23 protein-coding genes and 1 riboswitch are annotated in these 26,812 nt (G+C 42.0%); of the genes, 8 read left to right on the top strand and 15 right to left on the bottom strand.

Annotated features, from left to right (window positions below; all coding sequences use genetic code 11):
* Nucleotides 1-62 precede the first annotated feature (62 nt).
* From MHB66_RS05385 to MHB66_RS05370, 4 genes are all read right to left on the bottom strand, one after another.
* Nucleotides 63-611, bottom strand: a complete 549-nt coding sequence (locus MHB66_RS05385) for an MFS transporter (RefSeq protein ID WP_034282100.1) — start codon at nucleotides 609-611, stop codon at nucleotides 63-65.
* Nucleotides 608-2,053 carry an FAD-binding oxidoreductase gene (locus MHB66_RS05380; protein ID WP_041117108.1) on the bottom strand — a complete coding sequence of 482 codons (1,446 nt, stop codon included), beginning with the start codon at nucleotides 2,051-2,053 and terminating at the stop codon, nucleotides 608-610. The genes MHB66_RS05385 and MHB66_RS05380 overlap by 4 nt, the downstream gene beginning before the upstream one ends.
* Before the next feature lie 123 nt (nucleotides 2,054-2,176).
* The gene (locus MHB66_RS05375) at nucleotides 2,177-2,485 is read right to left on the bottom strand and encodes a metal-sulfur cluster assembly factor (RefSeq protein ID WP_024425066.1); all 309 of its coding nucleotides are present in this window, start codon (nucleotides 2,483-2,485) and stop codon (nucleotides 2,177-2,179) included.
* Between the two features lie 46 nt (nucleotides 2,486-2,531).
* Entirely contained in the window at nucleotides 2,532-3,317 is a 786-nt protein-coding gene (locus MHB66_RS05370; RefSeq protein ID WP_034282104.1) for an alpha/beta fold hydrolase, read from the bottom strand.
* A gap of 137 nt (nucleotides 3,318-3,454) precedes the next feature.
* On the opposite strand from MHB66_RS05370, the gene MHB66_RS05365 reads away from it, so the two are divergent.
* From MHB66_RS05365 to MHB66_RS05355, 3 genes are all read left to right on the top strand, one after another.
* Nucleotides 3,455-4,267, top strand: a complete 813-nt coding sequence (locus MHB66_RS05365; protein WP_046310525.1) for a Cof-type HAD-IIB family hydrolase — start codon at nucleotides 3,455-3,457, stop codon at nucleotides 4,265-4,267.
* A gap of 88 nt (nucleotides 4,268-4,355) precedes the next feature.
* Nucleotides 4,356-4,505, top strand: coding sequence for a hypothetical protein (locus tag MHB66_RS05360; protein ID WP_024425069.1), 150 nt, complete (start codon nucleotides 4,356-4,358; stop codon nucleotides 4,503-4,505).
* A complete protein-coding gene (locus MHB66_RS05355) occupies nucleotides 4,502-4,693 on the top strand; it encodes a DUF3813 domain-containing protein (protein WP_024425070.1) in 192 nt (63 codons plus the stop codon). Before MHB66_RS05360 ends, MHB66_RS05355 begins: the two co-directional genes overlap by 4 nt.
* Before the next feature lie 49 nt (nucleotides 4,694-4,742).
* On the opposite strand, the gene MHB66_RS05350 is transcribed toward MHB66_RS05355, so the two are convergent.
* Nucleotides 4,743-5,198, bottom strand: coding sequence for a BsuPI-related putative proteinase inhibitor (locus MHB66_RS05350; protein ID WP_024426502.1), 456 nt, complete (start codon nucleotides 5,196-5,198; stop codon nucleotides 4,743-4,745).
* Between the two features lie 14 nt (nucleotides 5,199-5,212).
* The gene (locus MHB66_RS05345; protein ID WP_024425072.1) at nucleotides 5,213-6,055 is read right to left on the bottom strand and encodes a YitT family protein; all 843 of its coding nucleotides are present in this window, start codon (nucleotides 6,053-6,055) and stop codon (nucleotides 5,213-5,215) included.
* 139 nt (nucleotides 6,056-6,194) lie between these two features.
* Between MHB66_RS05345 and MHB66_RS05340 the strand changes: the two genes are divergently transcribed.
* Complete coding sequence (locus tag MHB66_RS05340) at nucleotides 6,195-7,046, top strand: DegV family protein (protein ID WP_046310522.1); 852 nt, start codon at nucleotides 6,195-6,197, stop codon at nucleotides 7,044-7,046.
* A 47-nt stretch (nucleotides 7,047-7,093) separates the two neighbouring features.
* Here the strand turns inward: MHB66_RS05340 and MHB66_RS05335 are convergent, their stop codons facing one another.
* The 3 genes from MHB66_RS05335 to MHB66_RS05325 all read right to left on the bottom strand — a co-directional run bounded on the left by MHB66_RS05335 (nucleotide 7,094) and on the right by MHB66_RS05325 (nucleotide 10,909).
* Nucleotides 7,094-8,743 carry a methyl-accepting chemotaxis protein gene (locus MHB66_RS05335; RefSeq protein WP_342490574.1) on the bottom strand — a complete coding sequence of 550 codons (1,650 nt, stop codon included), beginning with the start codon at nucleotides 8,741-8,743 and terminating at the stop codon, nucleotides 7,094-7,096.
* Nucleotides 8,740-9,717 (bottom strand): BMP family ABC transporter substrate-binding protein, encoded by a 978-nt coding sequence (locus tag MHB66_RS05330; RefSeq protein WP_024425075.1) that lies wholly within the window; start codon nucleotides 9,715-9,717, stop codon nucleotides 8,740-8,742. Before MHB66_RS05330 ends, MHB66_RS05335 begins: the two co-directional genes overlap by 4 nt.
* Before the next feature lie 343 nt (nucleotides 9,718-10,060).
* The gene (locus MHB66_RS05325) at nucleotides 10,061-10,909 is read right to left on the bottom strand and encodes a S1 RNA-binding domain-containing protein (RefSeq protein ID WP_025093387.1); all 849 of its coding nucleotides are present in this window, start codon (nucleotides 10,907-10,909) and stop codon (nucleotides 10,061-10,063) included.
* A 225-nt stretch (nucleotides 10,910-11,134) separates the two neighbouring features.
* Here MHB66_RS05325 and MHB66_RS05320 point away from each other — a divergent pair, with 225 nt between their 5' ends.
* From MHB66_RS05320 to MHB66_RS05305, 4 genes are all read left to right on the top strand, one after another.
* Nucleotides 11,135-11,626, top strand: coding sequence for a YajQ family cyclic di-GMP-binding protein (locus tag MHB66_RS05320; RefSeq protein ID WP_012009527.1), 492 nt, complete (start codon nucleotides 11,135-11,137; stop codon nucleotides 11,624-11,626).
* A gap of 81 nt (nucleotides 11,627-11,707) precedes the next feature.
* Nucleotides 11,708-11,826, top strand: a riboswitch (SAM riboswitch).
* A gap of 78 nt (nucleotides 11,827-11,904) precedes the next feature.
* Nucleotides 11,905-13,746 carry a bifunctional homocysteine S-methyltransferase/methylenetetrahydrofolate reductase gene (locus MHB66_RS05315; protein ID WP_046310518.1) on the top strand — a complete coding sequence of 614 codons (1,842 nt, stop codon included), beginning with the start codon at nucleotides 11,905-11,907 and terminating at the stop codon, nucleotides 13,744-13,746.
* Complete coding sequence (metH, locus tag MHB66_RS05310; RefSeq protein ID WP_046310516.1) at nucleotides 13,730-17,158, top strand: methionine synthase; 3,429 nt, start codon at nucleotides 13,730-13,732, stop codon at nucleotides 17,156-17,158. The genes MHB66_RS05315 and metH overlap by 17 nt, the downstream gene beginning before the upstream one ends.
* 131 nt (nucleotides 17,159-17,289) lie before the next feature.
* The gene (locus tag MHB66_RS05305) at nucleotides 17,290-18,147 is read left to right on the top strand and encodes a GNAT family N-acetyltransferase (protein ID WP_046310514.1); all 858 of its coding nucleotides are present in this window, start codon (nucleotides 17,290-17,292) and stop codon (nucleotides 18,145-18,147) included.
* A 43-nt stretch (nucleotides 18,148-18,190) separates the two neighbouring features.
* Here MHB66_RS05305 and MHB66_RS05300 read toward each other — a convergent pair whose 3' ends face one another.
* From MHB66_RS05300 to MHB66_RS05275, 6 genes are read right to left on the bottom strand one after another with little or no spacing between them, the layout of a single operon-like run.
* Complete coding sequence (locus MHB66_RS05300; protein WP_046310512.1) at nucleotides 18,191-20,005, bottom strand: IucA/IucC family siderophore biosynthesis protein; 1,815 nt, start codon at nucleotides 20,003-20,005, stop codon at nucleotides 18,191-18,193.
* A gap of 13 nt (nucleotides 20,006-20,018) precedes the next feature.
* Nucleotides 20,019-21,368, bottom strand: a complete 1,350-nt coding sequence (locus tag MHB66_RS05295; protein ID WP_046310510.1) for a lysine N(6)-hydroxylase/L-ornithine N(5)-oxygenase family protein — start codon at nucleotides 21,366-21,368, stop codon at nucleotides 20,019-20,021.
* The gene (locus MHB66_RS05290; protein ID WP_046310508.1) at nucleotides 21,343-21,897 is read right to left on the bottom strand and encodes a GNAT family N-acetyltransferase; all 555 of its coding nucleotides are present in this window, start codon (nucleotides 21,895-21,897) and stop codon (nucleotides 21,343-21,345) included. Before MHB66_RS05290 ends, MHB66_RS05295 begins: the two co-directional genes overlap by 26 nt.
* A complete protein-coding gene (locus MHB66_RS05285; RefSeq protein ID WP_046310505.1) occupies nucleotides 21,894-23,675 on the bottom strand; it encodes an IucA/IucC family protein in 1,782 nt (593 codons plus the stop codon). The genes MHB66_RS05290 and MHB66_RS05285 overlap by 4 nt, the downstream gene beginning before the upstream one ends.
* Nucleotides 23,672-25,159: an aspartate aminotransferase family protein gene (locus MHB66_RS05280; protein WP_046310503.1), complete on the bottom strand. Its 1,488-nt coding sequence runs from the start codon at nucleotides 25,157-25,159 to the stop codon at nucleotides 23,672-23,674. Before MHB66_RS05280 ends, MHB66_RS05285 begins: the two co-directional genes overlap by 4 nt.
* Nucleotides 25,146-26,492 (bottom strand): aspartate aminotransferase family protein, encoded by a 1,347-nt coding sequence (locus tag MHB66_RS05275; RefSeq protein WP_024425084.1) that lies wholly within the window; start codon nucleotides 26,490-26,492, stop codon nucleotides 25,146-25,148. Before MHB66_RS05275 ends, MHB66_RS05280 begins: the two co-directional genes overlap by 14 nt.
* Nucleotides 26,493-26,812 lie beyond the last annotated feature (320 nt).

The raw sequence follows: 26,812 nt of genomic DNA, 5'->3' as shown, positions 1-26,812 counted from the left end.
TTAATATTTGTTTTCATTTTTTTTCAACAAAAAAACCGCATATGTTCATGAGACATGCGGATTTATCTTTCGTTTTTGATATAGAGGACCATGAGTGCACTGCATAAATATAATATGGAGCTTGCATAAAAAATGAAGTAAACGGTAAAGAAATCAGCAAACAGGCCGCCAAGCATAATGGCAATGGATGAAAATAGGGCTGTCCAAAAATGATAGTGACCGACTTCTTTCATTCTTTTGTTCTTTGTTGTCAGATCAGTGACAAGCAGTTTCTCCCCATGTTTTTGAAAGCCGCCCAGCGCACCAAGTGCAAGCTGAATGATATACACTTGCTCCACTTCTGTTATATGCGGAAAAAGCAGCAAAAGAAACGCCATACCGAACGAATGAATGATTAAAAAGAGCCGCCTGTCGGTGGTTTCCGGCAGTTTTCCTAAAAGTAAATGAATAAACGCACCGCTTAAACCAAACAGACCATAGGCGAGTCCAAACTGTGAATAGCTTGATCCAACATTTTTAATAAAAAGAATGTAAAAGGGGAATATCAAACTGCTGGCGAAAAACAGCAGACTTTGAGAGTAGACGAACCATTTCATTGCTTTTGCATTCATTGTGTATTGTACCTCTCATAAAAGTAGTTGGTAAACGTGCCATCTGGATCTGCTTGTTTTTTCTTTTGGAAAAATACATCGGTTTTAGGATAAGCCCGCTTCATTTGCGCCTTCGTTTGATAAGGCATGTACGGTAAGTAATAGCTTCCATCGTGCCGCAGCGTGATATCTGTCATTTTTCGAATGATCCGCTCTGCTTCCGCCTTCTCTTCTTTTTCGAACCCGTAATTCACTAAAAGCACAAGGGCAAACATATCTTGTTTCGCATATGAGAGATCCGCTTTTTCATTTTTTTGAACGTAGCGGATTGTGATATTCATTAGATTCAAATCTTCCTGTTGTAAAAAGGCTCTCATGTCATCGATGTACGCACGAAAACGGTCAACTGGGACGAAATATTCCTGCAGCACATCTGTGTCTGACTCATTTTTATATTCCAAAAAGGCAGAATCAGAACGCATCACATTGTTTCTTGTGATCAGCTGATCATTTTGACTTAGGAAATACTTCTTTTGCAAATTCCAGAGCAGATCTTTCCCCATATCAAATCTCCTGGAAAGGCCGAGCATAAATTTCAATGGCATAACGAGTTGATCTTCTTTCAGCTCTTGATATGATTCGTTTTTTTGATCTGAAGAGAGGGAATAATTCGTCACATACATTTCTTTCAAAAAGTTTGTTTTTGCTGTTGAGATTCTGGCAAGATGCATGCGTACTTCTTTATTGTGTTTGACATGCTTTTGAAAATAATCCGTATACTCATCGTAATCTAGAGAGGTTGTCTCCATTTTATATAATTCATCTTTTGTTAAAGAAAGATCAGCATCTAAAATGACACCGAACAATCCGTATCCCCCAATGACCGCAGAAAACAAATCATCACCTGGCTTTACTGTGACAATCTCACCATTTGCTTTTAACAGCCTAAAAGAACGTACCGTATCAATGAGTGACCCGTAGCGAATGTCACGTCCATGTGCATTTGCACTTAAAGATCCGCCAATTGTAAAGATATTCTGCGATTGCATCACCTTCACAGCTAGGCCATATGGATTCACATATTTTTGTATATCATCCCATGTAGCACCGCTTTGAACCCGAATCGTTTTCTTTTTTGGATCAAACGCTAAAATCTGGCGGAATTCCGTCATATCGAGCACGATGCCGTTTTCATAATATGTGTGGCCGCCCATACTATGCTGTTTTCCGGCAATAGAAATCGGCAGGTGTTTAGCTTTTGCTTCTTTCAATACTTCTTTTAACGTGTCTATCTCTTTCCCTTGAACAACTTTTTTGATTTTGACAGGCATGAGATGACTGACATCAGTAAAAGCCTCAAGATCCTTTTTTTTGTGTACTTGGCCTTCTCGTATAGTGATTGATATAAGAAATGCAGCAGCATATACGATCAAAAGAACGATCCATAGCCATTTTTGTTTCATGATAGGTACTCCGTTCTATAAAATTACATCCATTATATCAAGCTACTCTCTTCCTCCACCTTAATTTTTCATAAAAAAACCTGGCATGAGTTTAACTCATACCAGGCATTTTTCATTTTGTGCTTATTGAATACCGAGCGCGATTTTTGCGTATCTTGACATTTTGTCTCGTGTCCAAGGGGGATTCCATACGATGTGAACTTCTGTTTCTTTTACTTCTGGAAGATCACTTAATGCTTTTTTGACTTCATCTACGATAATTGGTGCAAGAGGACAACCCATTGATGTTAAGGTCATGGTGATATCCGCTTTTCCATTCTCATCAAGATCGACATCATAGACAAGTCCAAGGTTGACGATGTCGACATTCAGCTCAGGGTCAATCACCTGTTCTAGGGCGCCTAAAATATTTTCTTTCAATGCTTCATCCATGATATCCACTCCTTTTTCCATTAGTATAACGTACTTTTTCTTATGACTAAACGTTTGTGCTTTTCAGATGTGTCTCAAACCAGTCAATCGTTTCGAACATCGCTTGTCTTGAGACCTTATGTCCAGCTTGTCCATCAGTGATAAAACGAATCAGATGCGGATCCTGCTTATATTGTGTGGCTACTAACTCATCATATAGAGTTTTTGCGTGCCGGTAAGGGACGACAGGATCGTTTTCTGCATGCCAGAATAACAGCGGTCTTTTGTTTAATCGATCTGTTTGCAGCGTTAAATCATATGGGCGCAGAGCGTCTAATTGCAGATGAACCTCTTCGTCTGTAATGTCTTTCATCAACCCTTTGTGACGCATGTCCATGATTTGTGCTTTTAGAAATGTCGTATAGTTTGGACTTCCCATCAAGCTGACAGCGGCTTTGATCCAATCATGCTTGGCAAGTGCACCAAAGGTGGTGATGCCGCCCATGGATGTACCCGCAACGCCTATCAGATCGGCTTCAATCAATTGTTTTTCTTGAAAGTATGTTTTGAGTATATCGATTTCACGAATTTCGTTCAGGACAATTTCCCAGAACTTTGATGCCAGTTCCTCTAAGCTGAGGTTTTCTGATCTTACACCATGATAAGCACAGTCAGGTAAAATGACTCTCATGCCTTTTTCCGCCAAATGGAAGGCAAAGTGTAAATTATGCTCGCGTGCACTTGTAAATCCGTGAATAAAAAATACAAGCGGCAGCGGTTTGTCTTTATTTTCAGCTTTTACGATATGTAAAAATGGAATATCGCGCGTAATTTGCTCATCAATGGTGATCACAGCCTATGAATCCTCCTTTATCATTCCCGTCTTTGTTTATTTTAACATGTAGACAACAAAGATGTGATAAAGATACACTATAGAAAGAGGCGCTAACATGAATTGCCTCCTATCACTTACAGATCAAAGGAGATTTTATGGAGACTAAACCTTATCTAATCGCACTTGACCTGGATGGCACATTATTAAAAGATGATAAAACCATTTCTGCGCATACACTTGACGTCATTCAAAAAGTGAGAGACAGCGGGCATCACGTCTGTATATCAACAGGCCGGCCATTTCGTTCCAGCTCTCCTTATTATCAGCAATTACAGCTTGATTCACCCATTGTGAATTTTAACGGAGCGTTTGTCCATCATCCTCTTGATGAAAAATGGGGCAGATTTCATACGTCACTTGATCTTCAAGTAGTCAAACAGCTTGTAGACATTAGTGAAGAATATAAAGTGCATAATGTCTTAGCTGAAGTGTTAGACGATTTGTATTTCCATTATCATGATGAAAAACTCATTGATATCTTTAATATGAATGCAAACAAAGTCACTGTTGGAGACCTTAGGGACAACCTTGGAGAGAATGTGACGAGCGTGTTAATTCATGCAAAAGAAGAGGACGTTGGAGCCATTCGAAGCTATTTATCAGATGTCCATGCAAAAGTGATTGATCACAGGCGCTGGGCTGCCCCGTGGCACGTGATTGAAATCATTAAAACAGGCATGAACAAAGCCGTTGGACTGCAAAAGATTAGTGATTATTACGGTGTTCCTAAGGAGCGGATTGTGGCATTCGGAGATGAAGACAATGATTTAGAAATGCTTGAATTTGCTGGATGCGGTGTAGCAATGGGCAACGGAATTGATGCCGTGAAACGTGTCTCAAATGAAGTCACTGATACAAATGAACAAGATGGGATTGCAAAGTTTCTAACGAATTACTTCTCGCTTTAATTTTTCCATTCATACATAGCAGATGAAAGCGGGCATACTACCGTTAGACAGGTTGTCCTGTCAGCTTGTGTAAAGGGGCGGATTCCGAATGGGTAAAAGAAGCAAATCGAAACGCTTTATACAACAAGGTAAAGATTCAGTCAGTCTTCATGACGCACGTTTTCCTTATCGTTCGACACTTGAAGAAGCGTCAGACAGAGGAAATATGAAGACTGATGCTTCTGGAGGTTCATTGTGAGAAACGAACTTTTTGATCAAGCCAAATCGTTTACTGAAGAAGCTCTTACTTCTTCATTTTCATCTGGGTTAGAGCGTCAGCAGGCAGTCAAGCGAGCGAAAAATGCCGTATCCTCTGCATTTGCCAATTCGACAGATGCAGAAAGAAACCAGTTGCATACCTTCCAAGACTTGCTCGATGATCTCTAACATAAAAAAAGCTGTTCACCTAATGTGGACAGCTTTTTCCGATTCTCGCTTATTTGACTTGGAATGTTTTCTTCTCCGTGATTTGTTTCAGCCCTTCTGCTTTTCCTTTAAACGTTACGACTGCTTCGTATGTTCCGGGCTTTACACCGTTTGACCATGTATCTTGAAAATCATAGGCCTCGCCTTTTTTCAGCACAAAAGTTTGGATGGCCTGTGTGAACATACGGTCTTTCGAATAGCGGTATTGTTCATTCCCGTTTTCGTCATACACACTAAGCTCGAATTTTTGGCTTGTGTTAAAAGTAAATTCAAAATCTCGATCTGATTCATTTTTCAGTGACATGTTAAATTGAACTGAAGAACCTTTCTGGACGGGGTCTACTGTGAGCTCAACCGTTTTTTCTCCCATTTGACCGGATACCTCCTTGTCTGGTTCATCCTTTTTTTGTTGTCCACAAGCGGCTAAAACCAATAGAATGAGGAGAAGCACAAACCCTTTTTTCATCTGCTACCCACCTTTTAATCTCGTCTGAAAAATCCAAGAATATTGGTTGTCTGCACAATATTTGTAAAGGCTTTTGGATCGACTTCTTTAATAATTTGTTCAAGTTCATAAAGCTCATACCTTGTAATAACGATCACCATCATTTCCTTTTGCTCGTTGGTGAATGCGCCTTTTGCAGGTACAGTCGTAATGCCTCTGACCATTTTTCCGTAAATGGCTTCTTTGATTTCATCTGCTTTCTTCGTGACAATCATAGCGGTCAGCTTCTCATGTCTTGTATGGATGGCATCAATGACCCTTGTGGTCACATATAATGTGACAAGGGTATATAATGCTTTCTCCCAACCTTGTAATAATCCTGCTGTAAAAATGATGATTCCATTTAAAATGAAGAAATACGTGCCAACTGGTTTATCCTTCCACTTAGCTAAAACCATAGCAACAATGTCTAGTCCGCCTGTCGATGCCCCGTATTTGAGCGTAATCCCAATCCCTACTGCGGATATGACACCGCCAAACACAGCATTTAATAAAATATCGTGGGAAACACTCGTTTCTGGTAAAATGCCAAGGAAAATGGTCGTCAGTGCAACACTGATGATGCTGTACAAAGTAAAGGAACGGCCAACTTTCATCCAGCCTAAAATACCGACTGGAATGTTTAAAATAAATAATAGAATCCCTGTAGATACATAAAATGGCGCATATTGATCGATTAAGCTGGATAACAGCTGGGCTACCCCTGTAAAACCGCTTGCATATACGTCAGCTGGGATTAAAAATAAATTCAGTCCAATCGCATTGAGTAATGCACCAATAACGACGACAATGAGTTTTTTTGCTTCTCCAATGAACATGTTGTCATTCCTCCACTTACCATTCTCTCTATGGTTTTCCCTAAAATTTAGAATTTGAACACGAAAAGATGATTTCTATGATATAGTTAGGCTAAAAAGATGTAAAATATGGCTTATTTTTTAGAAAGAAGGGATTTATATGACTGTTCATATCATAGCAGACAGTGCTGCTGATCTGCCTCTTTCTTATTATGATGAACATAACATAACGCTCATTCCGCTCCGCGTATTGCTTGGCGAGCAGGAATTAGAGGATTTGATCACCATTGAACCAAAACAAGTATTTGATGCGATGAGACAAGGAGCCAGTCCAAAAACGTCACAGGCTTCACCAAACCGGATCAAGGAAACCTTTGTTTCTGCCGCTCAAACCCATACATCTGCCATCTATGTCGCTTTTTCATCAGAGCTTTCAGGTACATACCAGACAGCTGTGATGATGGCAAACGAAGTGAAGGAAGAATACCCTGATTTTGATTTACGAATCATTGATTCTAAATGCGCTTCACTCGGCTATGGGCTTGCTGTCAAACACGCTCAATCACTTGCCATTGACGGAAATACAATACAAGAAATTGAAACGTCTGTAAAGCATTTTTGTGAATCTTTACAACATATTTTTACTGTAGACGATTTATCGTATTTAGCAAGAGGCGGAAGAATCAGTAAAGCGTCCGCATTTGTTGGCGGTTTGTTAAGCATTAAGCCCATTTTACATGTCGAAGATGGAAAACTCATCCCGCTTGAAAAAATCCGCGGACGTAAAAAGTTGCTGAAACGCATTATTGAACTAATGAAAGAACGCGGAACGGATTGGACGAACCAAACGGTTGGTATTAGTCATGGTGATGATCCTGCACTGGCGGAAGACATGAAACAGCTGATCGAAGCCGAATTTCATCCAAAGGAAATTGATATTCAGATCATCGGCGCCGCTGTTGGGTCCCATTCAGGACCTAGTACGCTTGCGATCTTTTTTACAGGCAAATGATCATAAAAAGCACCCTTCCCTGACACAACACGGGAAGGGTGCTTTTCTTATGAAAGTTTAAATCGCTGGACGGTTTCATTTAACCTTGCCGTCATACTCATCAATTCTTCGACCTGTTTGTTCATTTGATGGAACGATTGCAGCTGTTCATTGGCTGAGGCAGAAATTTCTTCGCTGCCAGCTGCTGTTTCTTCTACCACTGCACTAATATTTTCAATCGAGTGCAGTACTTGTCCGCCAAGTTCTGTTGATTGCATAATTTGGTCATTTAAGACCGCCATTTCTTGTTTAATATGCTGCGCTTTTGTTTCTATATCTTCAAAGGAGTGTGAGGTTTTGTCCATCGCATCCTGCTGCTGAAGTGAAAGCTTGACCCCTTCTTGAACAGTTTGACTAATGGATTGAATGCCTCTTTCAATATGACTGACCATGTCAAAGATTTGTCTTGTTGCATTAGACGATTCATCAGCAAGCTTGCGAATTTCATCTGCTACAACGGCAAAGCCTTTTCCAGCTTCACCTGCTCTTGCCGCTTCAATGGCTGCGTTTAAGGAAAGCAGGTTTGTTTGGTCCGCAATGTCAGAAACCGTTTTGGCCATGGCCGAGATTCCGCTGGCGTATTGCGTGAATTCTCCTGCTGATTCTTCGATTTGTCTCGTCGCATGTGTATTTTTTTCAATCGCTTTTTTTGTTTCTGTTAACGTGTGCTTTCCGCTTTCTACGGCTTCGATGGCATCCTCTGTACTGCGGATGACCGTTTGTGAGCGTTCGGAATTTTTACGTCCATGCTGGTCCATTTTCTCAATCAAGCTGACGCCGTGCTGGAGATCTTCTGAAATCGCTTGTGATCCATTGGCCATTTCGTCTGTCGAAACAGATACTTGATTCGCAGACTCCATCATCTTTTTGTTTTCATCATTCAGGTGGATCGAGAATGTCTCTACTCGGCTTGAGACATTGCTGATTTCTTTAATCAGACTAATCAGCTGATCTGTCATTTGATTAAAGGATTCATTCAAGTCGCCGATTTCATCCTTGCGCTGAATATCCATCCGCTCCACAGCAAGGTTGCCTTCTGCGATCTGCTTTGCTCTGTAGGATAGTGATTTAATGGGTGTCACGATGGATCGCGTTAATCCAATATTCAAAAAGACGGCAATGACAATCAGTGTGAGGGCTGAGACGAGTGCACTTGTGATAATCCATTGGACATTGTCTGCTGCAGCCTCTAGATTTTGTTTATACGCTTCTTCTGCCCTTTTATTCATCGTATGCACATCGTTTAAAACGCCATCAATTCTTGCTGCCACACGTCTTGCATCCGATGCGTTTTTTTCACCAATGGCATTGTTGGCTTCCTTGGTCCACGTGTCATATTTTGAATTTAACCTTGTTAATGCCTCTTTGTTCATATTTCCTGCATGTTTGTTTAACGTTTGCAGCTGTTTTTTTGCTGTAGAAATATCGTTTTGAACGATCTCTAGCTGTTCATCTGAGAGTGTCATCGAATAATTGGTCATGGCTTGCTCGACACTTTCAAAGCTTGCCTTCGTTTTTTGTACATTTAATAAGGTTTGGACATCTGTCTCATTTGATGATTGGATTTTTGTCATGCTGACAATGATAAAGGCGATAACGCCTACTGCTAAAAGAAGTGAGATAAGTGAGTTGAGTAAAATTTTGACGCGTAAGCTCATGATGCGTCCCCCTCTTCTTTTAGAAGCGTCTGCTTCAGACCATTTAATTTTTTAGTCAGTGTCTCAGCATTTTTCAGGATCCGGATTTTTGCCATATCGATTCCATCATTGCTTAAGTCATAGACAACATGCCCGCTTTTCATTTGATTGTTTTTAACGAGCTGTTCGCTGAATTGATAGACCACTTCATCGACTTTTTTCACCATAGACGAAATGACCGCTTTTTCAGCAGTATAGTACTGATCGCTGTCTACACCAATAGCATATTTACCCTGTGACTGTGCTTCTTTTAATACACCGACACCTGAGTAGCCGGCTGCGGCATATAAAACGTCTGCTTTCTTTTTGATCATGTCTTTGGCTATTTTACTCCCCTTGCCTGCATCACTAAACGTACCGGCATAGGTAGATAAAATCTTGATTTTCGGATTGACTGATTTGGCGCCTTTTTGAAATCCTTTTTCAAAACGATGGATGACATCTGCGTCAACACCGCCAACAAATCCAATGACATCACTTTTCGTTGTCATTGCAGCAAGTGCTCCCGCTAAATAGCTGCCTTGCTCTTCTTTAAACGTCACAGAGGTCACATTTTTCAGCTCAGATACGGCATCAATAAGCAGGAACTGCTTCTTCGGATATTTCTTCGCGACTTTTTCTAGGTCTTCTTGCATACTGAAACCTACACCAATGATGAGATCATTTCCATCTTTCACTAGCTCTGTCAGCCCTTTTTCATATGTATCAGTTTCTGCAATTTCTCTATAATCAAATTCAATGCCAAGCTCATCACGTGCTTTTTCTAATCCTTTAAATGATGAATCGTTAAATGATTGATCACCAAGACCATCATCTGTGAGCATAACGCCAATATGCTTCGCAGTTGATTTTGGCGCCCCTTCCTGTTGATTACCGCATGCGGCGAGCACCATAAGCATGGCTGCCATCAGAAGTAATGATATTTTCACTTTCATCCAAAAACACACTCCTTTTATCATCCTTACTCCTTTTTTATCGGATTTGAGGGGCGTTGTTTCAATGATATAGTGAAGGTTTTTCATGACTTTTTTCATAGAAAAAATCCATTATTTAAAACAAAAATAAAAAAGTGAGCAAATGCTCACTTTTAGATTGTTGACAAAGGGCTAAAATGATCTTGATTTTAGCCTTTTGTCTTCTTTTCAGCGTAATAGAAAACCTTTGCAGTCTAGGAAGGACGAGCACAGGAGCGGAGCGAATTTGACATTCGTGAGCACCGGAGCGCAGACCTGCGGGCGAATGCGAGGGTTTGTCTACACGCTGAAAGTGAGCAAATGCTCACTTTTTCTCGTATGTCCAGCCTTCTTTTTGGTAAACTAGATCATTTTTCATGAGATGACCTAGTGCTCGTTTAAAGGCTGCCTTGCTCATTTGAAATCTTTCGCGAATATCCTCTGGATCACTTTTGTCTCCATAAGGCATGGCGCCGTTTCTTGTTCTCATATAGGTTAAAATTTCTTCTGCATCGACAGATAATGCATCCTGTTTTCTAGGAAGCAGAGAAACGTTTACGGTTCCATCCTCTTTCACTGCAATGACGCGTCCTGTAACGGTCGATCCTAATCTTGGCTCTTCCTTTCGTTCCGTGCGGTGAATAAACCCTCTCACGCCTGTATCTGTCAGCATAAAGGAACCTGTCGCAATTAAACGATAAATTGTTCCAGTGATTTCTTTGTTCATTAAGGTTTCTGGTGCCTCAGTGAACAATTCACTGATCACGTCTTCTGTGGCTGGTTTTGCGAACATTCTGCCGTAGCTTGTGACTTTCAGCATACAGTAGAGTTTGTCTCCTTTTTTCGGCCATGCTTCCTCAAAAGGCGGGAGGTGTTCTGTTGCAACAAGTGCATCCTTTGACAGCCCAACATCGACAAATGCGCCCATGTCTTCTACCACGTCCACGACTTCTACCCAGCCGTATGTATGTGCGTTAATTGTAGGTATTTTCATCGTGGCAGCGAGTCTTTCTTCATGATCTACATATAAGTAGACCTCTACTTCATCTCGGTCACCAATATCTTCTGTCATTTCACTGCGGTGTAAGAGGACCGAATCTTCACCGTCTGTCAAAAAGTAGCCGTATTCCATTTCATTCTCTATTTGCAAGGTCAGTTGCTCACCTGGTCTCATGTTCTCTTCCTTCCTATCTGCCCATAAAAGAGCGTTCGTTCATCTTTTGATTCACTCTATTCTACTATACTTCTCCCCGCATGAACATCTCTAGTTCTGTTAGCTAAAGTGGACAAACTGGACACGATTTATACGGCTGGCGGCTGTACTCTTTGATAAAGTTTTCTTCTTCTGCCATTTGCATGATAAAATAGACGCAATATCTAAACTTGGAGGTCATGTGTGATGGCAAAAGAAAGCTCATTTGACATTGTATCGAAGGTTGAACTGCCTGAAGTGCAAAACGCTGTTCAAGCAGCACTGAAAGAAATTAAAAACCGTTATGATTTTAAAGGAAGTAAAAGTGATATTTCTCTCGAAAAAGAAGAGCTCGTTCTCATCTCTGATGATGACTTCAAACTTGAGCAGCTAAAAGATGTGCTTGTGACAAAGCTGATCAAACGAAATGTTCCAACTAAAAATATCGATTATGGAAAAACTGAGCATGCCCTAGGCGGTACAGTGCGCCAGCGTGCGAAGCTCATCAGCGGGATTGATCAAGACAACGCCAAAAAGATTAACGCGCTTATCAAGCAGTCTGGCATCAAAGTGAAATCACAATTTCAGGATGACCAAGTGCGTGTGACAGGGAAAAATAAAGATGATTTACAAGAGGTGATTTCTCTTATGCGCAAGGCTGATTTGCCGATTGATGTCCAATTTATAAATTTTCGATAAATTTCAAATTTTCCATTGATTATTTCTGCATTTTTCGTTACAGTTGATGGAAGTTCAATTCATTGACATGTTCATATTGCTTTCTTATCAAGAGAGGCAGAGGGACTGGCCCTGTGAAGCCTCAGCAACCGGTGTAGTAGAAATCTATTTTCTATGACCAAGGTGCTAAATCCAGCAAGCAACTGCTTGGAAGATAAGGAGAAGAATTACGATACAGCCAAAAAGTCTTCTTCTTATCAGAAGGCTTTTTTTGTTACATAGAAATAAGGAGGAATACAATGGGCCTATTACAAGACTTACAAAACCGCGTACTGATAGCTGACGGAGCGATGGGAACACTTTTATACTCTTACGGCATTGACCGCTGCTTTGAAGAATTAAATTTATCGAAAGAGGATGAAGTGAAACGCGTTCACGAGGCATATGTGCAGGCTGGCGCTGACATCATCCAAACGAACACATACGGCGCGAATTATATTAAACTATCCCGCTACGGCTTAGAGGAAGAAACGAAACGCATCAATACAAAAGCAGTACAAATTGCAAAAGCAGCCGCAGGCTCTGCTTATGTACTCGGAACAATTGGCGGCATTCGGACGTTTAACAAAAATGCCTACTCTATAGAAGAAATCAAACGAAGCTTTAGAGAGCAGCTGTACATCCTATTAAATGAAGAACCTGACGGATTGTTGCTTGAAACGTATTATGACATAGAAGAAGCAAAGGCTGTTCTCCAAATTGCCCGCAAAGAAACGACTCTTCCGATTGTCATGAACGTCTCTATGCATGAACAAGGCGTTTTGCAGGATGGTACCCCGCTGAAGGATGGTTTATCTGAGTTATCATCTCTTGGTGCAGATGTTGTCGGCATCAACTGCCGGCTGGGCCCTTATCACATGATTCAGGCACTCGAAGGCGTTCCACTTTTGGAAAATTCGCATTTATCTGTCTATCCTAACAGCAGTCTTCCCTCTCTTGAAGCAGGCAGACTCGTCTATGATACCGATAACGAGTATTTCCGAAAAAGTGCACTTGAATTTAGAAATCAGGGCGCACGTATTATCGGAGGCTGCTGCGGAACAACACCTCAGCATATTAGCGCAATGGCTGAAGCGGTCAAAGATTTAGCACCGATCACTGAAAAAGAAGTGAAGGTGTTAAAAGAGGAAATCATTTCCATTCAAGATCAGCGCACTGAGCCAGGTCTTGATGAGCTGGCTGTGAAAAAACGTTCGATTATCGTAGAGCTTGATCCGCCGAAGAAGCTGAACTTTGAAAAATTTCTCGTTGCTGCAAATGAATTAAAGGATGCTGGCATTGATGCATTGACGTTAGCCGATAATTCTCTTGCGACTCCGCGCATTAGCAATGTCGCTTGCGGCGCATTATTAAAGCAGCAGCTCGATATGCGTTCTCTTGTTCATATCACATGCCGCGACCGTAATTTGATTGGCCTTCAATCTCATTTAATGGGGCTCGACACCCTTGGATTAACCGATATTTTAGCGATCACAGGCGATCCATCTAAAATTGGAGACTTCCCAGGTGCAACATCTGTCTATGATTTAACCTCCTTTGATTTGATTCGTCTCATCAAACAATTTAATGAAGGCCTTTCTTTCTCAGGAAAACCCCTTGGCAAAAAGACCAATTTTTCAGTGGCTGGCGCGTTTAACCCAAATGTGCGCCATATTGATAAAGCAGTCAAACGTCTTGAGAAAAAAATCGAATACGGTGCTGATTATTTTATTTCACAGCCTGTTTATTCTGAGGAACAGCTTGTGAAAATTCATGAGGAAAGCCGCCACTTGGATAAACCGATTTACATCGGCATTATGCCGTTAACAAGCAGCCGAAATGCAGAATTTATTCATCACGAAATTCCAGGCATCAAATTATCTGATTCTATTCGTGACATTATGGCCAAAGCTGGCGAGGATAAAGAAAAGCAGCGAGCAGAAGGCTTGGCGATTGCCCGCTCTTTATTAGATACAGCCTGCGAATTGTTTAATGGCATTTATTTAATTACTCCTTTCCTTCGATCAGATTTAACAGCAGAACTGACCACCTACATCCATCAGAAAGAAAAGGAGTCTAACGTCCATGTCAACTATCACTGAACAGCTCAAAAAACGCATTCTCGTCCTTGATGGAGCAATGGGCACAATGATTCAAAACGCCAACCTGACAGCAGAGGACTTTGGCGGAGAAGAGTATGAGGGCTGTAACGAGTATTTGAATGTGACAGCCCCTCACATCATCTCTAAGATCCACAGGGAGTACCTCGAAGCAAATGCTGACCTCATTGAAACAAATACGTTCGGCGCGACAGAGCTCGTCCTTGATGAATATGGGCTTGGCCATCTTGCCTATGAACTCAATGTTCGAGCTGCGCAGCTGGCTAAGGCTGAAGCAGACCGTTTCTCTACACCGGAGCAGCCTCGTTTTGTTGTAGGCGCAATGGGCCCGACAACGAAAACATTATCTGTAACAGGCGGCACAACCTTTAGTGAGCTCGTCAGAAACTATGAAGAACAGGCCCGCGCTCTGATTGACGGTAAGTGTGATGCCCTTCTTTTAGAAACAAGCCAAGATATGCTGAATGTAAAAGCTGGATTCAAAGGGATTCAGGAAGCCTTTCAGCAGACCGGCATTCAATTACCACTCATGGTATCAGGTACGATTGAACCGATGGGCACCACCCTTGCTGGTCAGGATATCGAAGCCTTTTATATCTCTCTTGAGCATATGAAACCCATCAGTGTGGGCCTGAACTGTGCGACTGGTCCAGAATTTATGACAGACCACATCCGCACGCTCTCCTCCATTGCAAAGTCAGCGGTGAGCTGCTATCCGAATGCTGGTCTCCCAGATGAAGAAGGCCAATATCACGAATCCCCTGCCTCTCTTGCTAAAAAAATCGCCGCCTTTGCTAAGGAAGGCTGGTTAAATATTGTCGGCGGCTGCTGCGGGACTACACCTGCGCATATTCAAGCATTGTCAGATGAAGTACGCACGCTTCAGCCGCGTCATATCAACCGCGAATCACCGCAGCATACCGTATCAGGAATTGAGCCTCTTATTTATGAGGATTCGATGCGTCCTCTTTTTGTAGGCGAACGGACCAATGTCATTGGTTCTCGCAAATTCAAACGGCTCATTGCGGAACAAAAGTTTGAAGAAGCAGCAGAAATTGCTCGTGCTCAAGTGAAAAATGGCGCTCACGTTGTTGATGTGTGTCTCGCCGATCCAGACCGTGATGAGGCAGCAGACATGGAAGGCTTTTTACAAGAAGCCATGAAAAAGGTGAAAGCCCCTTTTGTCATTGATTCAACGGATAAACACGTGATTGAAAAGGCACTCACCTACTCTCAAGGGAAAGCCATCATCAATTCCATCAACCTTGAGGATGGCGAGGAACGCTTTGAAGAGATTCTTCCTCTTGTGAAGCTATATGGCGGTGCACTTGTTGTTGGCACGATTGATGAAATAGGAATGGCGGTGACAGCAGAACGAAAGCTTGAAATTGCTGTACGTTCTCACGATTTACTAACAAAGAAATATGGTATTCCCGCAAGTGACATCATTTTTGATCCGCTTGTCTTTCCCGTAGGCACTGGAGACGAGCAATATATTGGCGCCGCTGAAGAAACGATCAAAGGCATTAAAATGATTAAGGAAACCCTGCCTGAGTGCCTCACCATTTTAGGCATCAGCAACGTATCTTTCGGACTTCCGCCTGTTGGCAGAGAAATCTTAAATGCCGTCTATTTGTATCACTGCGTGCAAGCAGGGCTTGACTATGCCATTGTCAATACAGAAAAGCTTGAACGCTTCGCTTCCATTCCAAAGGAAGAAATCAAACTAGCTGAAACCTTGCTTTATGAAACAAATGATCAAACACTGGCTGAATTCACCCAATTTTACCGCGGCAAAAAGAAAACGGAGAAAAAACCAAAGATCTCCTTATCACTTGAAGAAAGGCTGGCGCTCTATGTCGTCGAGGGAACGAAAGAAGGTCTCGTCGATGACCTATCCCTTGCTTTGGAGCAATATGAATCGCCGCTTCATATCATCAATGGCCCGTTAATGCAGGGAATGGCTGAAGTTGGTCGTCTTTTTAATCAAAACGAATTGATTGTAGCCGAAGTGCTTCAATCGGCTGAGGTCATGAAAGCATCTGTTTCGTTTCTTGAGCAATATATGGAAAAGCAGCATGCGAGCGGGAAAGGAAAGATTCTACTTGCGACCGTAAAAGGAGATGTCCATGATATCGGGAAAAACCTCGTCGACATCATTTTGAGCAATAACGGCTTTCAGGTGGTCGACCTCGGCATCAAGGTGACACCTCAAACATTGATTGAAGCTGTGCAAAAGGAAAAACCAGATATGATTGGATTATCAGGCTTACTTGTAAAATCCGCACAGCAAATGGTACTAACCGCTCAAGATTTACAAAAAGCCAATATTTCTGTTCCTATTTTGGTCGGCGGTGCTGCCCTTTCTCGTAAATTTACGAAAATGAAAATTTCGCCTCATTATGATGGACCTGTTCTTTATGCAAAAGATGCGATGGACGGACTATCATTAGCCAATGAGTTAAAAGCGAATCCTCTTCAATTTCAAACAAAACCGCAAGAAGAGCCAGCGGCACCTTTCAAGGAAAAAGAAGGAAAGCAGCCGAAAGCTGTCATAGAATTACTAGAAAAACGCGCAGCACTCCCGAAGGCACCGGTATTTACGCCAGAAAATACCGCACGCCATTATGTGAGGGACATCGATTTGCATCATATTATGCCTTATGTGAATGAACAAATGCTTATTGGTCATCATCTCGGCTTAAAGGGAAAGATCAAAACCTTATTAGCTGAAAAGCACCCAAAAGCATTGGAATTAAAACAGCTTGTCACAGATCTTCTAAACGAAGGCAGAGAGAAAAACTGGTTTGCGCCAGCATTTGTGTATCAATTCTTCCCTGCCAGTTCAGACGGAAATGATTTGCATATTTATGATCCCGAAGAGCCTGACCGCATCATTGAAACGTTCCAATTTCCAAGGCAGGAGAAGCTCCCGTACCGCTCCATTTCTGATTATGTACGGAAAAGTGATGAAAACGAGAAAGATTATATTGCCTTATTCGCCGTCACAGCCGGCGCGCGTATACGCGAGGTCGCGCAGCAATTTAAGCAGGAAGGAGATTATTTAAAAATGCATGCTGTCCAAGCTCTGGCACTTGAGCTTGCAGAAGGATTAGCTGAAAGAACCCACCAAGTGATTCGTGACAAATGGGGATTCGCTGACCCAATCGATTTTACAATGGAAAAACGATTCCAAGCGAAATATCAAGGGCAGCGCTATTCCTTTGGTTATCCAGCGTGTCCAAATCTTGAGGATCAAGAAAAGCTGTTCAAGCTGCTTCAGCCTGAAAAAATCGGCATCCATCTGACAGAAGGATTCATGATGGAACCTGAAGCATCTGTTTCAGCGATCGTCGTTTCCCACCCTGAAGCTCGATATTTTAATGTTCATTAAGACTGGACCCTCCGTCATTGGGGGTTCTTCTTTTTTGATACACGCTGAGACGAAAAGGATTTTCCTTTTTCTTATGCCTTCATATGGTACGATACATATAGATGAAATCAGCTAAGAAGGAGTTGCGTGTATTGGAAAACGTTGTACAACGAACTTTAACACTTGATGACATACCCGATCTTATCGCATTGTCAAAAGAGGTCGACTGGCCTGATTACAATGCGGATGAGCTTACATCTCTTTTAACAAACGGATATTTTACAGGTTTTTCAACAACAGATGGACAAGTGATCTCATGTGCAGGACTTTTCCAATATGATAAAGCAGCATCAATTGGTGCCGTTATTGTATCTGAGACACATCGCGGCTTAGGCCTCGCACGGAAAATGATTGACACCCTGCTTCGCAGAAGCGATCAAAGCGTTCCTGTCGTTTTAACTGCTACTGTACAAGGACAGCCCGTTTACGAAAAAATTGGATTTCAAACGGCCGGCTACATTCATACATACAAAGCACAGACCACGAATCCAGCGGCTTTTCGTGTGTCAGGCGGGATTCACCTTTCTCCTGCTGATGGAGCAGACCTTCCGTCTATTGAAGCACTTGACGAAAAAGGTGCAGGCACCAATCGATCAAGCTTTATAAGAAAGCGAATGGAACGAGCATCGTTCCGGCTGATTGCAAAGAATGAGCACCATGAAACAACTGGATTTGCCTTTGGCATCGAAACCCCTGCTAATCTAATGATTGGACCGCTTACAGCAAACGATGAACAAACCGCTCTCTCGCTTATCCAATCACTCATCTCGTCTTATTCAGGCGCAATTCGTTTAGATATGCAGGAAGAAACTGCTGAACGCCTGCATGAAACACTTGTTGAAGCAGGATTTACAAAAACAAACGTAGCGCATTTTATGATGATTCGCGGGAAAGAAAAACTGAATGATCCCGCCCTTTTCTATTTCCTTGCCTCTCAAGCATTTTCTTAAAAAACAAACAAGCTGTAGACACTTGATGTCTACAGCTTTTCTATTACTTCTCCCCAACTGACGAAAGAACATGAGCGAGTGCATTTGTGACCTTCCCATGCTCTGATGCATGCGGGCGGTCATCTCCATCTCCATAGCCATAATCAATCATTCGATTACGATTTAAGCAAAGCTTTGTCAGCTTCGGCTGGAATAGATCAAATAATTCAAAACGGTCTTTTAGCTGCGGGAATTGATTTTGATACTGCTGAATTTCTTCAGCAAGCAAACGCCAAAGAGTCGTTTCATCTAACAGATTGTGATTGTCTAATACGTTGGATACATAACGCAGATTGCAAATAAATAATCCTGTAAAGATAAATTGCACCAGACCTTCTGGCGGCTCACTGCGCAGCACTTCTTTTAAATCTTCTTCTAATGAAGCTAATTCAGGCAGCGGCTGGTCACTTATATTCACATCATCAACGAAATCTTTGATCGCCAAACGATGCGGCTGATGATTTTTTAACACAAGAATTGTATTTTGCCCATGCGGTGAAAAGACTGTGCCGTATTGATACATAAAGTGCAGCAGCGGCGGCATCACGACATGGAAAAACTTCGCCATCCATTCTTTTGCTGAGAGACCTGATTTTTCAATCAGCTGCTTGATATATGGCTCACCTTCATGATCCTCATAAGTGAGTGCCGCAAGTGTAACAGGGCTCTCCCCTTCTTCTAAGTACGTATAAATGCTTTCTCTAAAAATGACACCGAGCATCTCAAGATATTGATACGGCGCACCAGGCAGTTTGCTGTAGTATGGATGATCGACATTGATACTTGCATTCTCACCTGGTAAAATGACGCGGCAGACATCAGATAAAAATGAGTCTTGATCGGCAATCCCTTTAATATGCGCTGTAATGCGCGGGGCAATGACCGTACGTTCTGATGGGAGTCCACGGTACACGAGTGTATTTAAAATACTCATTGGCAGTTTAATATGATGCTTGCCTTTGTTTGAGATATTTGTAAAGGTTCTGATCGACTGCTGCGGGATATATTGATCCAGTCCCTCTCCCAAATACACAATCCGGCGCAAGGCCAAATCTTCCGGGAAATGCTGAATAATCATATGCGTCCACTGCCACTGATGGACAGGCATCATATAATAGTCAGCTGCATTCAGTCCTTCATCCTTTAACACACGCTGAAATTGACGAATCGTGACTTCATCTAATTCTTTGGCGATCACCTGCTCATAGTTTTCATGATCGACTGCATGGAATGTCGCAAGCTCTCTATGTACAGCAATCCAAGACAGCTGCACACATTCCTGCCGTTCTGGTGCATAAGCTAAGTAATCATCGTAGCTGAATCCTATACGTCCTTTGTTATACACAATCCAAGGATGGCCTGTCATTTCTCCTTCAATCCATGCATAATCCGTATCTGTCAGTTCATCCGCACGAAGTGCTTTTTTCGACAGCAAATGGACATCGGCTAACAAAGTATGGTGAAGCTCTTTGATAAGATGGCCTGTTGTATCAGAAGACATTGGAATGATCGGCTGAATGTCTAGTAAAAACACAATGGCACTGACATCCTTTGACCATTTTCCATCTTGACAGCACTCAATTGATTCAGCGATTGTATCAAAACTATCAAACAACCGAGGTTTTGCCAGATAACGATATTTCTTATGTTCGTGAATGATTAATTCATACTGCGCGATGCCATCCTTACAATCCAGCTCAACAGGATGAAGCATGTCCTCATACATATATTCAGACAGCATTTTTGCCACCATTCGCTGGTTTGCCTTTTTCCAAGCAGCAGGATTCACCGCTTTTTTCAATTCATCTTGTACACTCATCGCTTCATCCTCCTTATCCTTTGATTTCTTCAAATGTGTGTGCGTTCTTGTGTGTACCAAATGTCTGGAAGACATGCTTTTGATAAAGTGGATACACGGTTTGACGAGCAAGTTCATTGATGATCACACTGTTTCGATAAGCCCCCAGCCCCAAATCTGGAGCGCCGACCCCATGTGTATGAAGCTCTGCATTTTGTACAAAAATATCATTTTCACCCATCGTATTTGTTTTCAAACGATATTCACGTTCAACTTGGAAACGTCCTTGATCATCCCATTGAATGTAATGAGAAATAGGGTTGATAAACGGCGGCAGAACGGATTGGTAGCCAGTCGCCAATACGACAATATCCGTTTCATGTGTAAAGGATTCTTCCTTGACCCATTGCGTGCATGAAAGTGATAACCCGCCCGCTGTTTCCTCAATCAGGTTGACCTCTGTCATGGCTTGAAGCACTGTGTTCAGCTGGTTTCCGCAGGCAGAACGTTCATAAAGCAAATGATAAATATCACGAATCATCGCCGAACTGATACCTTTATACAGCAAGTCTTGCTGTTTTAATAACGCATCCTTTTTGGCTTGCGGAAGCTCATAAAAGAAATCAATATAGTCAGGGGAGAAATACTCAAGTCCAAGGTTTGAATATTCCATTGGGAAAAATCCTTTTGACCGTGTGAACCAGTGAATATCCTTCGCCTCATCATCTGATAAAATGTCATAAAACACTTCTGCCGCACTTTGACCAGAGCCGATAACTGTCACAGATTTCCCTTTGAAACAGCCTTCTTTCTTTCGTTTTAAATAGTCAGCTGAGTGAAAAACCTTCTCTCCTAAAGCTGGCTGGAGCGATGCGGGTATCGCCGGCTGCGTGCCAATTCCTAAGACGAGATGTTTGCTTTCAAACACCTCTACAGTTTGGTCCTTTACATGACGGACATGCACTTCATACCGCTTTTCCCCTGCCTTTTCGATCAGTGAGACAGATTCGACATTCATGCCGAATCGGCAAGAGTCTAACTGGTCAGCGACCCAGCGGCAATAATGACTGTATTCCTTGCGCGGGATATGGAAGTCTTCTAGAAAGTAAAATGAATACAAACGGTTTTGTTCCTGCAAATAGTTGAGGAAGCTATATTTGCTTTTCACATCTGCCATGCTGACAAGGTCCGCTAAAAATGGGACTTGCAGTGTTGTCCCTTCAATGAGCATCCCTGGGTGCCAGTGAAAGGCTTCACTTCTTTCAAAAAACAAAGCGTCGATTTCATTTACCTCTTCAGATAATGCGGCAAGCCCGAGGTTAAACGGGCCAATGCCGATCCCAATTACATCCACTATATTATTTTGCTTGTTGAACCGCGTCATGGTTATACTTCCTTTCGAATCGTTCTCGATCACAAAACATCAAAAGACCTGTTTTATCGGGTAAAGTGACTGGTTTCACACGTTCGAAGCCGCATTTTTCAAATACATGAATCATTTTTTCATTGCGAATATCCGGCTCAGCAACGATTTTTTCTGTTCGTTTGTTCTGCTCAAATTGAAATGCTGTCATTGCCTGAAGGAGCGGCGCAGCAAATCCTTTTCCCACATAATCCGGCTCCCCTATTAACAGGTGGATGCCTTGATCATGCGGAGAAGGCTCATAGTAGGATTCAATGATATCCCCTTTGACGTTGTAAGCCTCAAAATAACTCATTGGCGTCCCATCAATCGTGCCTAAATAAAGAGTTTGATGCGGATCATGTATGGCCTGATAAAAATGCTTTTCAAAATCAGGAAACGGAATATTCAAATGCCAAAATGGGTGAACGTACTCTTCTTGCATCCACTTATGGACAAGCTGGACATCTCTTTCATATTCAGCACGAATAAACCTGATGCGATGCCTCATCCAATCAGCGCCTCCTTATGTAAAAAGAGCGGATTTAAGACAGCCGTGTAACGAGACTGTGTTTCCAGAGATCCTGTCAGCTCATCCATATCTTCAAATCGTGTCAGCAAATTCGCTTTTGAAGGAAGTTCTTTTGAGCGGAGAAGGCTGTTAGTCAGATCAGATGCTCCGTACGTCTCCTCATGAGCGAGCAATGTATCTCTCACGAGTGCCAGCAAATCTTCTTCCTTTGCTAGACCTTCTGTGCCAAAGCCATTAATGAGACCAAATAAATGATTAAAGAAGAAATAATAACGGAGTCTCTCAACGGCTACATCATCCGCACAAATGGTTTCACTTCTTACACTCAAGTTTTGAACTAGATCTGCGAGCTTATCTTTTTTTGATTCACTATAATAGTAGCCTTGGTTGTCACGATAATAGAAAGTCTCTGGATAACCATCCTTCATTTGCACAACAGCATTTTGCTGATGGGCCTCGAGTGCAAGACCATACGTTTCAAACAGCCAGAGCATCGGTTTTAACGAAATGGTCAAATATTGTTTAAACCAATCTTGGCTGACCGCTTCTGTTGACCGGCCTTCTGAATCTGCAAGTTTATGAATAATTCCTGCTAATCTCGATTTTCCTCCGTACGCATGATCCTGACATAGCCCAGCAATTAAGCTTGCGCCTTTTTCACGATGCAAGAATGGATTTTGACGAATGACCACTTCAAAGCCAGATTCCGCTTCATCTCCTCGAATAGAGAGATATGCAGGATCTTCAATGACATGGAATCCAGAGAATTTTTCATATAAAGAAACGCCTAAATCTGTTTTTAAGATGCGGGACATCTCTACTCCTCGATCCAATTCCTTTTGTTTATTGATACGTAAAGAGTTCGTAATTTTCACAGGAACAGAGAATTTGAGCATGTAAGCAGAATCCTTTTGATAGACCGTTCTAAAGGATGAGGTCGCTGTGTATTCAGACCCGAGCGGTCCTAAATAAGTCAGTTTCCCCTCCTCTATATAACGCTTCACGAATGCCTTCTCCATGACCACTTTGACTTGCAGCGGATGAATCGGAATGAGCACAAATTCTCCGTTTTCTGTTAACCTATTCAGTCTCTCTGTTTCTTCTGGCACCTGACGCGAAAGCTCTTCTAACATGAGGCTTGCCGCAGATTGTGAAATAGACGAATCCTGAAGCACAATCGAATGGTGCGCTTTAAAGTAATGAAGCTGGAAAGCTCCTTTCAGCTCAGGAGAATAGACGGCTTCCTCCTCTTCTGTCATCCCTTGTCTGCTTTTTGGTGTAGGATGTGTTAAATGTCCAAGGAGAAGTGACTGCTCGGCCTCGATGTACTCAAAATCAGCTTGAGATAAAGCAGCTTGATCACTTTCTCTCTCCCGTAAGAATCGTTCAATATTTCGGCAGCTTAAAATGATGCGAAGCATGAATTCATCCTCTGCATCAGTGCGGCCATATGCAATGAGAAGCTCCTTTGAACATAAAGCAACAAGTGTCGTGTAATCGACGATCGTTCCCTCTTTTTCGCTGCCACTTGGACGAAAGCGAATCGGAAAATCAAAGAGATGGCGGCCTACAGATGAAAAATATCGGATCGGAATCACAAGCTCAAGGTCTTGCTTTGCTAGTTTTGCCACGAATACAAGCGAACCATCTGCTTTCGTCTCTTTTTTTGCAGATCGATCGATTCCTGTTTCACGTAAAAAACAGTTTAAAAAGCTTTGCATAGTTGCATTTTCAGCCATTTGTTTATATTGACTCAACGTAGTACCCTCCCGGATTGAATATGAGCGATCCCGATATCAACGATGTCAGAAAGGATTTCCTCAATATGTGTGATTGTCGTTCTCGGATTTAACAAAGTGAATTTTAAGCATGTTTGACCATCCACCACTGTTTTCGCAATGACAGCAGTTCCTGATTTGAATAACGTTCGATGGATGATTTTATTGATGTCATCCGCCCCCTTAAATCGAAACACAACTGCATTGATTTCTGGTTCAGGATTGATCACTTCAAGGTGATCATTTCTCTCGATAAGCGCGGCCACATCCTTCGCAAAATCAATGGTATGGTCAATGATGTCACCAAACCCTTCCTCCCCAATCAGACGAAGAGAAAGAAGCAATTTCAGTGCGTCAAACCGGCGCGTCGTTTGCACAGATTTATGGACAAGATGTAGTATTCCATCCAGTTCATCTTCCTTTGGATTGAGATAATCTGCATGATAATGAATCAAACCAAAATGTCTTTTATCCTTCAGCAAAAATGCTCCGCAGGAGATCGGCTGATAAAATTGTTTATGAAAGTCAATTGTGATGGAATCAGCAAGTTCAATACCGTCTAATTTATTCCCGTAGGTTTCGCTTAATACAAGCGCTCCGCCGTAGGCAGCATCTGCGTGAATCCATAGACCGTATGGCTTGACGATGTCATACACATCTCGAACCGGGTCAATACTGCCAAAATCAGTTGTCCCGCAAGTCGCCACTACCGCAAAAGGCAGGAGATCCTGTTCCTTTAATTCAACAAGTTTCTTCTTCAAATCGTTGAGGTCCATGCGGTGATGCTCATCTGTCTCTACTAGAACAACTGCCTGCTCCCCTAAGCCTAGCTGGGATGCAGATTTTTTCACAGTGAAGTGAGCATTCTTAGAGCAAAGAATTCTCATGCGGTGAGCCTCACTCGGCAAGCCTTTCTGCTGAACATTCCATTGCCATGTGTTTTCACAAAATGCATCTCTTGCAAGAAGCAGTCCCATGTAGTTAGATTGGGTGCCACCGCTCGTAAATGTCCCATCTGCTAGATTTCCATAAGAAAACTTCGCACATAGCCACTTTAAAATTTCCTCCTCAACCAAAGATGCAATACCGCTTTGATCGAAGGAATCCATTGATTGGTTAAAGGAGCTCACTATCACCTCTGCGGCAAGTGCAGGGATAAGCGGCGGACAATGCAAATGTGCCAAGCATTTAGGATGCGATACATCAACGAGATGCGGCAAAAGGTGCTGCTGTATATCTTGAAAGACAGATTCCATTGATTCGCCAGACGGTTGAAGCTGAAATAAGGATTCGACACTAGCCGCTAATTTCCCAGGCAATATTCCGCTGTATGGACCTTGGTCTTTTTGCCACTGATCTAGTAAGCTGTCGATAGATGTATGAAGAGCCGCTCGGAAGGACTCTCTTCCAAGCTGGCTTTGATTGATAAATAATGAATCCACAGAAGCTTTAGTTGATTGCATCGTAAACGGCCTCTTTGAAAATAGCGATGACTTGTTCAAGCTGTTCTTCTGTCATGATCAATGGCGGTAAGAATCGAATGACGCTACCGAAACGGCCTCCTGTCTCTACAATTAAGCCTTTGTCGAAGCAATTCTTTTGAATGAGACTGGCTAGCTCAGGATTTGCTGGATAACTTCCATCCACATCCTGCTTTTCATTTGGATTGACTATTTCAGCACCAATCATTAATCCTCTTCCTCGAACATCACCAATAGCAGGTACATTTTTTTGAATGTCTTTTAAATAAGCCTGCATGCGATTCCCTAACTGGTCTACATGATCAAGCAGATTGGTTTCTTTTATAAATTTAAGCGTAGCAGTTCCTGCAGCCATCGCCATTTGATTTCCTCTAAATGTGCCAATGTGTGCACCTGGATTCCATTGATCCAAATCTTGATCATAAATCACAACTGAAAGCGGCAGGCTTCCACCAATGGCTTTAGATAATACAATAACGTCTGGCACAATTCCTGCATGTTCAAAGGCAAACATCTTACCTGTTCGGCCAATGCCTGATTGAACCTCATCGATAATGAGCGGAATGCCTTTTTCTTTTGTGATTCTTCTCATTTCTTTTATCCATTCAATAGATGCTGGAATTGAGCCTCCCTCACCTTGCACAGCTTCAAAGATCATACCTGCTGGCGGAAGAATACCACTTTCAGGATCATTTAATACACGCTCAATATAAGAACTGGAAATACGGTGTGAATCTTTCCCGCCAATGCCAAATGGGCAGCGATATTCATATGGATAAGGCATGAAATGCACATCTGGAATTAACCCTTGCACTCTTTCCTTTGGAGACAAATTTCCGCTTAATGACATCGTGCCATGTGTCGCACCGTGATAAGCACCGTGGAAAGAAAGAATGGAACGATTACCTGTCGCTGTCTTGACTAATTTAATCGCAGCTTCTATGGCATCACCGCCAGTTGGTCCACAAAATTGAATTTTTGCTCTCTTTGCAAACTCTTCTGGCAGGTGAGAAAAAATTTCATTCACAAACTCTTCTTTAATTTCTGAGGTTATGTCCAACGTATGCAATGGTCTTTTTTCATGAAGCATACGTTCAATAGCTTCTATAACAACCGGATGATTGTGACCAAGTGCAAGTGTTCCTGCGCCTGCCAGACAGTCATAAAACTCTCTGCCATCTGCATCTGTCACGATCATACCCTCGGCTTTTTGCATGGCTAATGGGAACCGTCTCGGGTAAGACCTTGCATTAGATTCTCTTTGACTTTGCTGCTCTAAAAATTGCTGATTTTTAGAAACGGTTTTGATGGACATAATAAAACACTCCTCCAATTGATAAAGATTATCATTTTCATTTATTAGCCTAGAGGATGTGAGATAGGAAAGTCAATTGTATTCAAAAAGATGATTCAAAAAGCATATGAATGCAATATTCTCTTTTTAATGAGTATTTTCGAGTAATTTTTACAAACCTTACTGCCATAAGGAGATGGAACGCATGAGACGATTTGATATTGAAAAAAATTACAAATCATTCTTCCTGGTTCTTTTGTTCTATTCAACTTAAAGCGCTCATTTTATGAAGAAATTTGGATGAAATGAAGGTAGAAAATTGAAGAAGTAACATCATTTTT

The sequence above is a fragment of the Bacillus sp. FSL L8-0167 genome, from assembly GCF_038630295.1.
In the GTDB taxonomy this organism is placed as follows: Bacteria; Bacillota; Bacilli; order Bacillales; family Bacillaceae; genus Bacillus; species Bacillus safensis.
The sequence above is the reverse complement of the archived record's forward strand: the minus strand, read 5'-3'. Positions and strand labels throughout refer to the sequence as shown.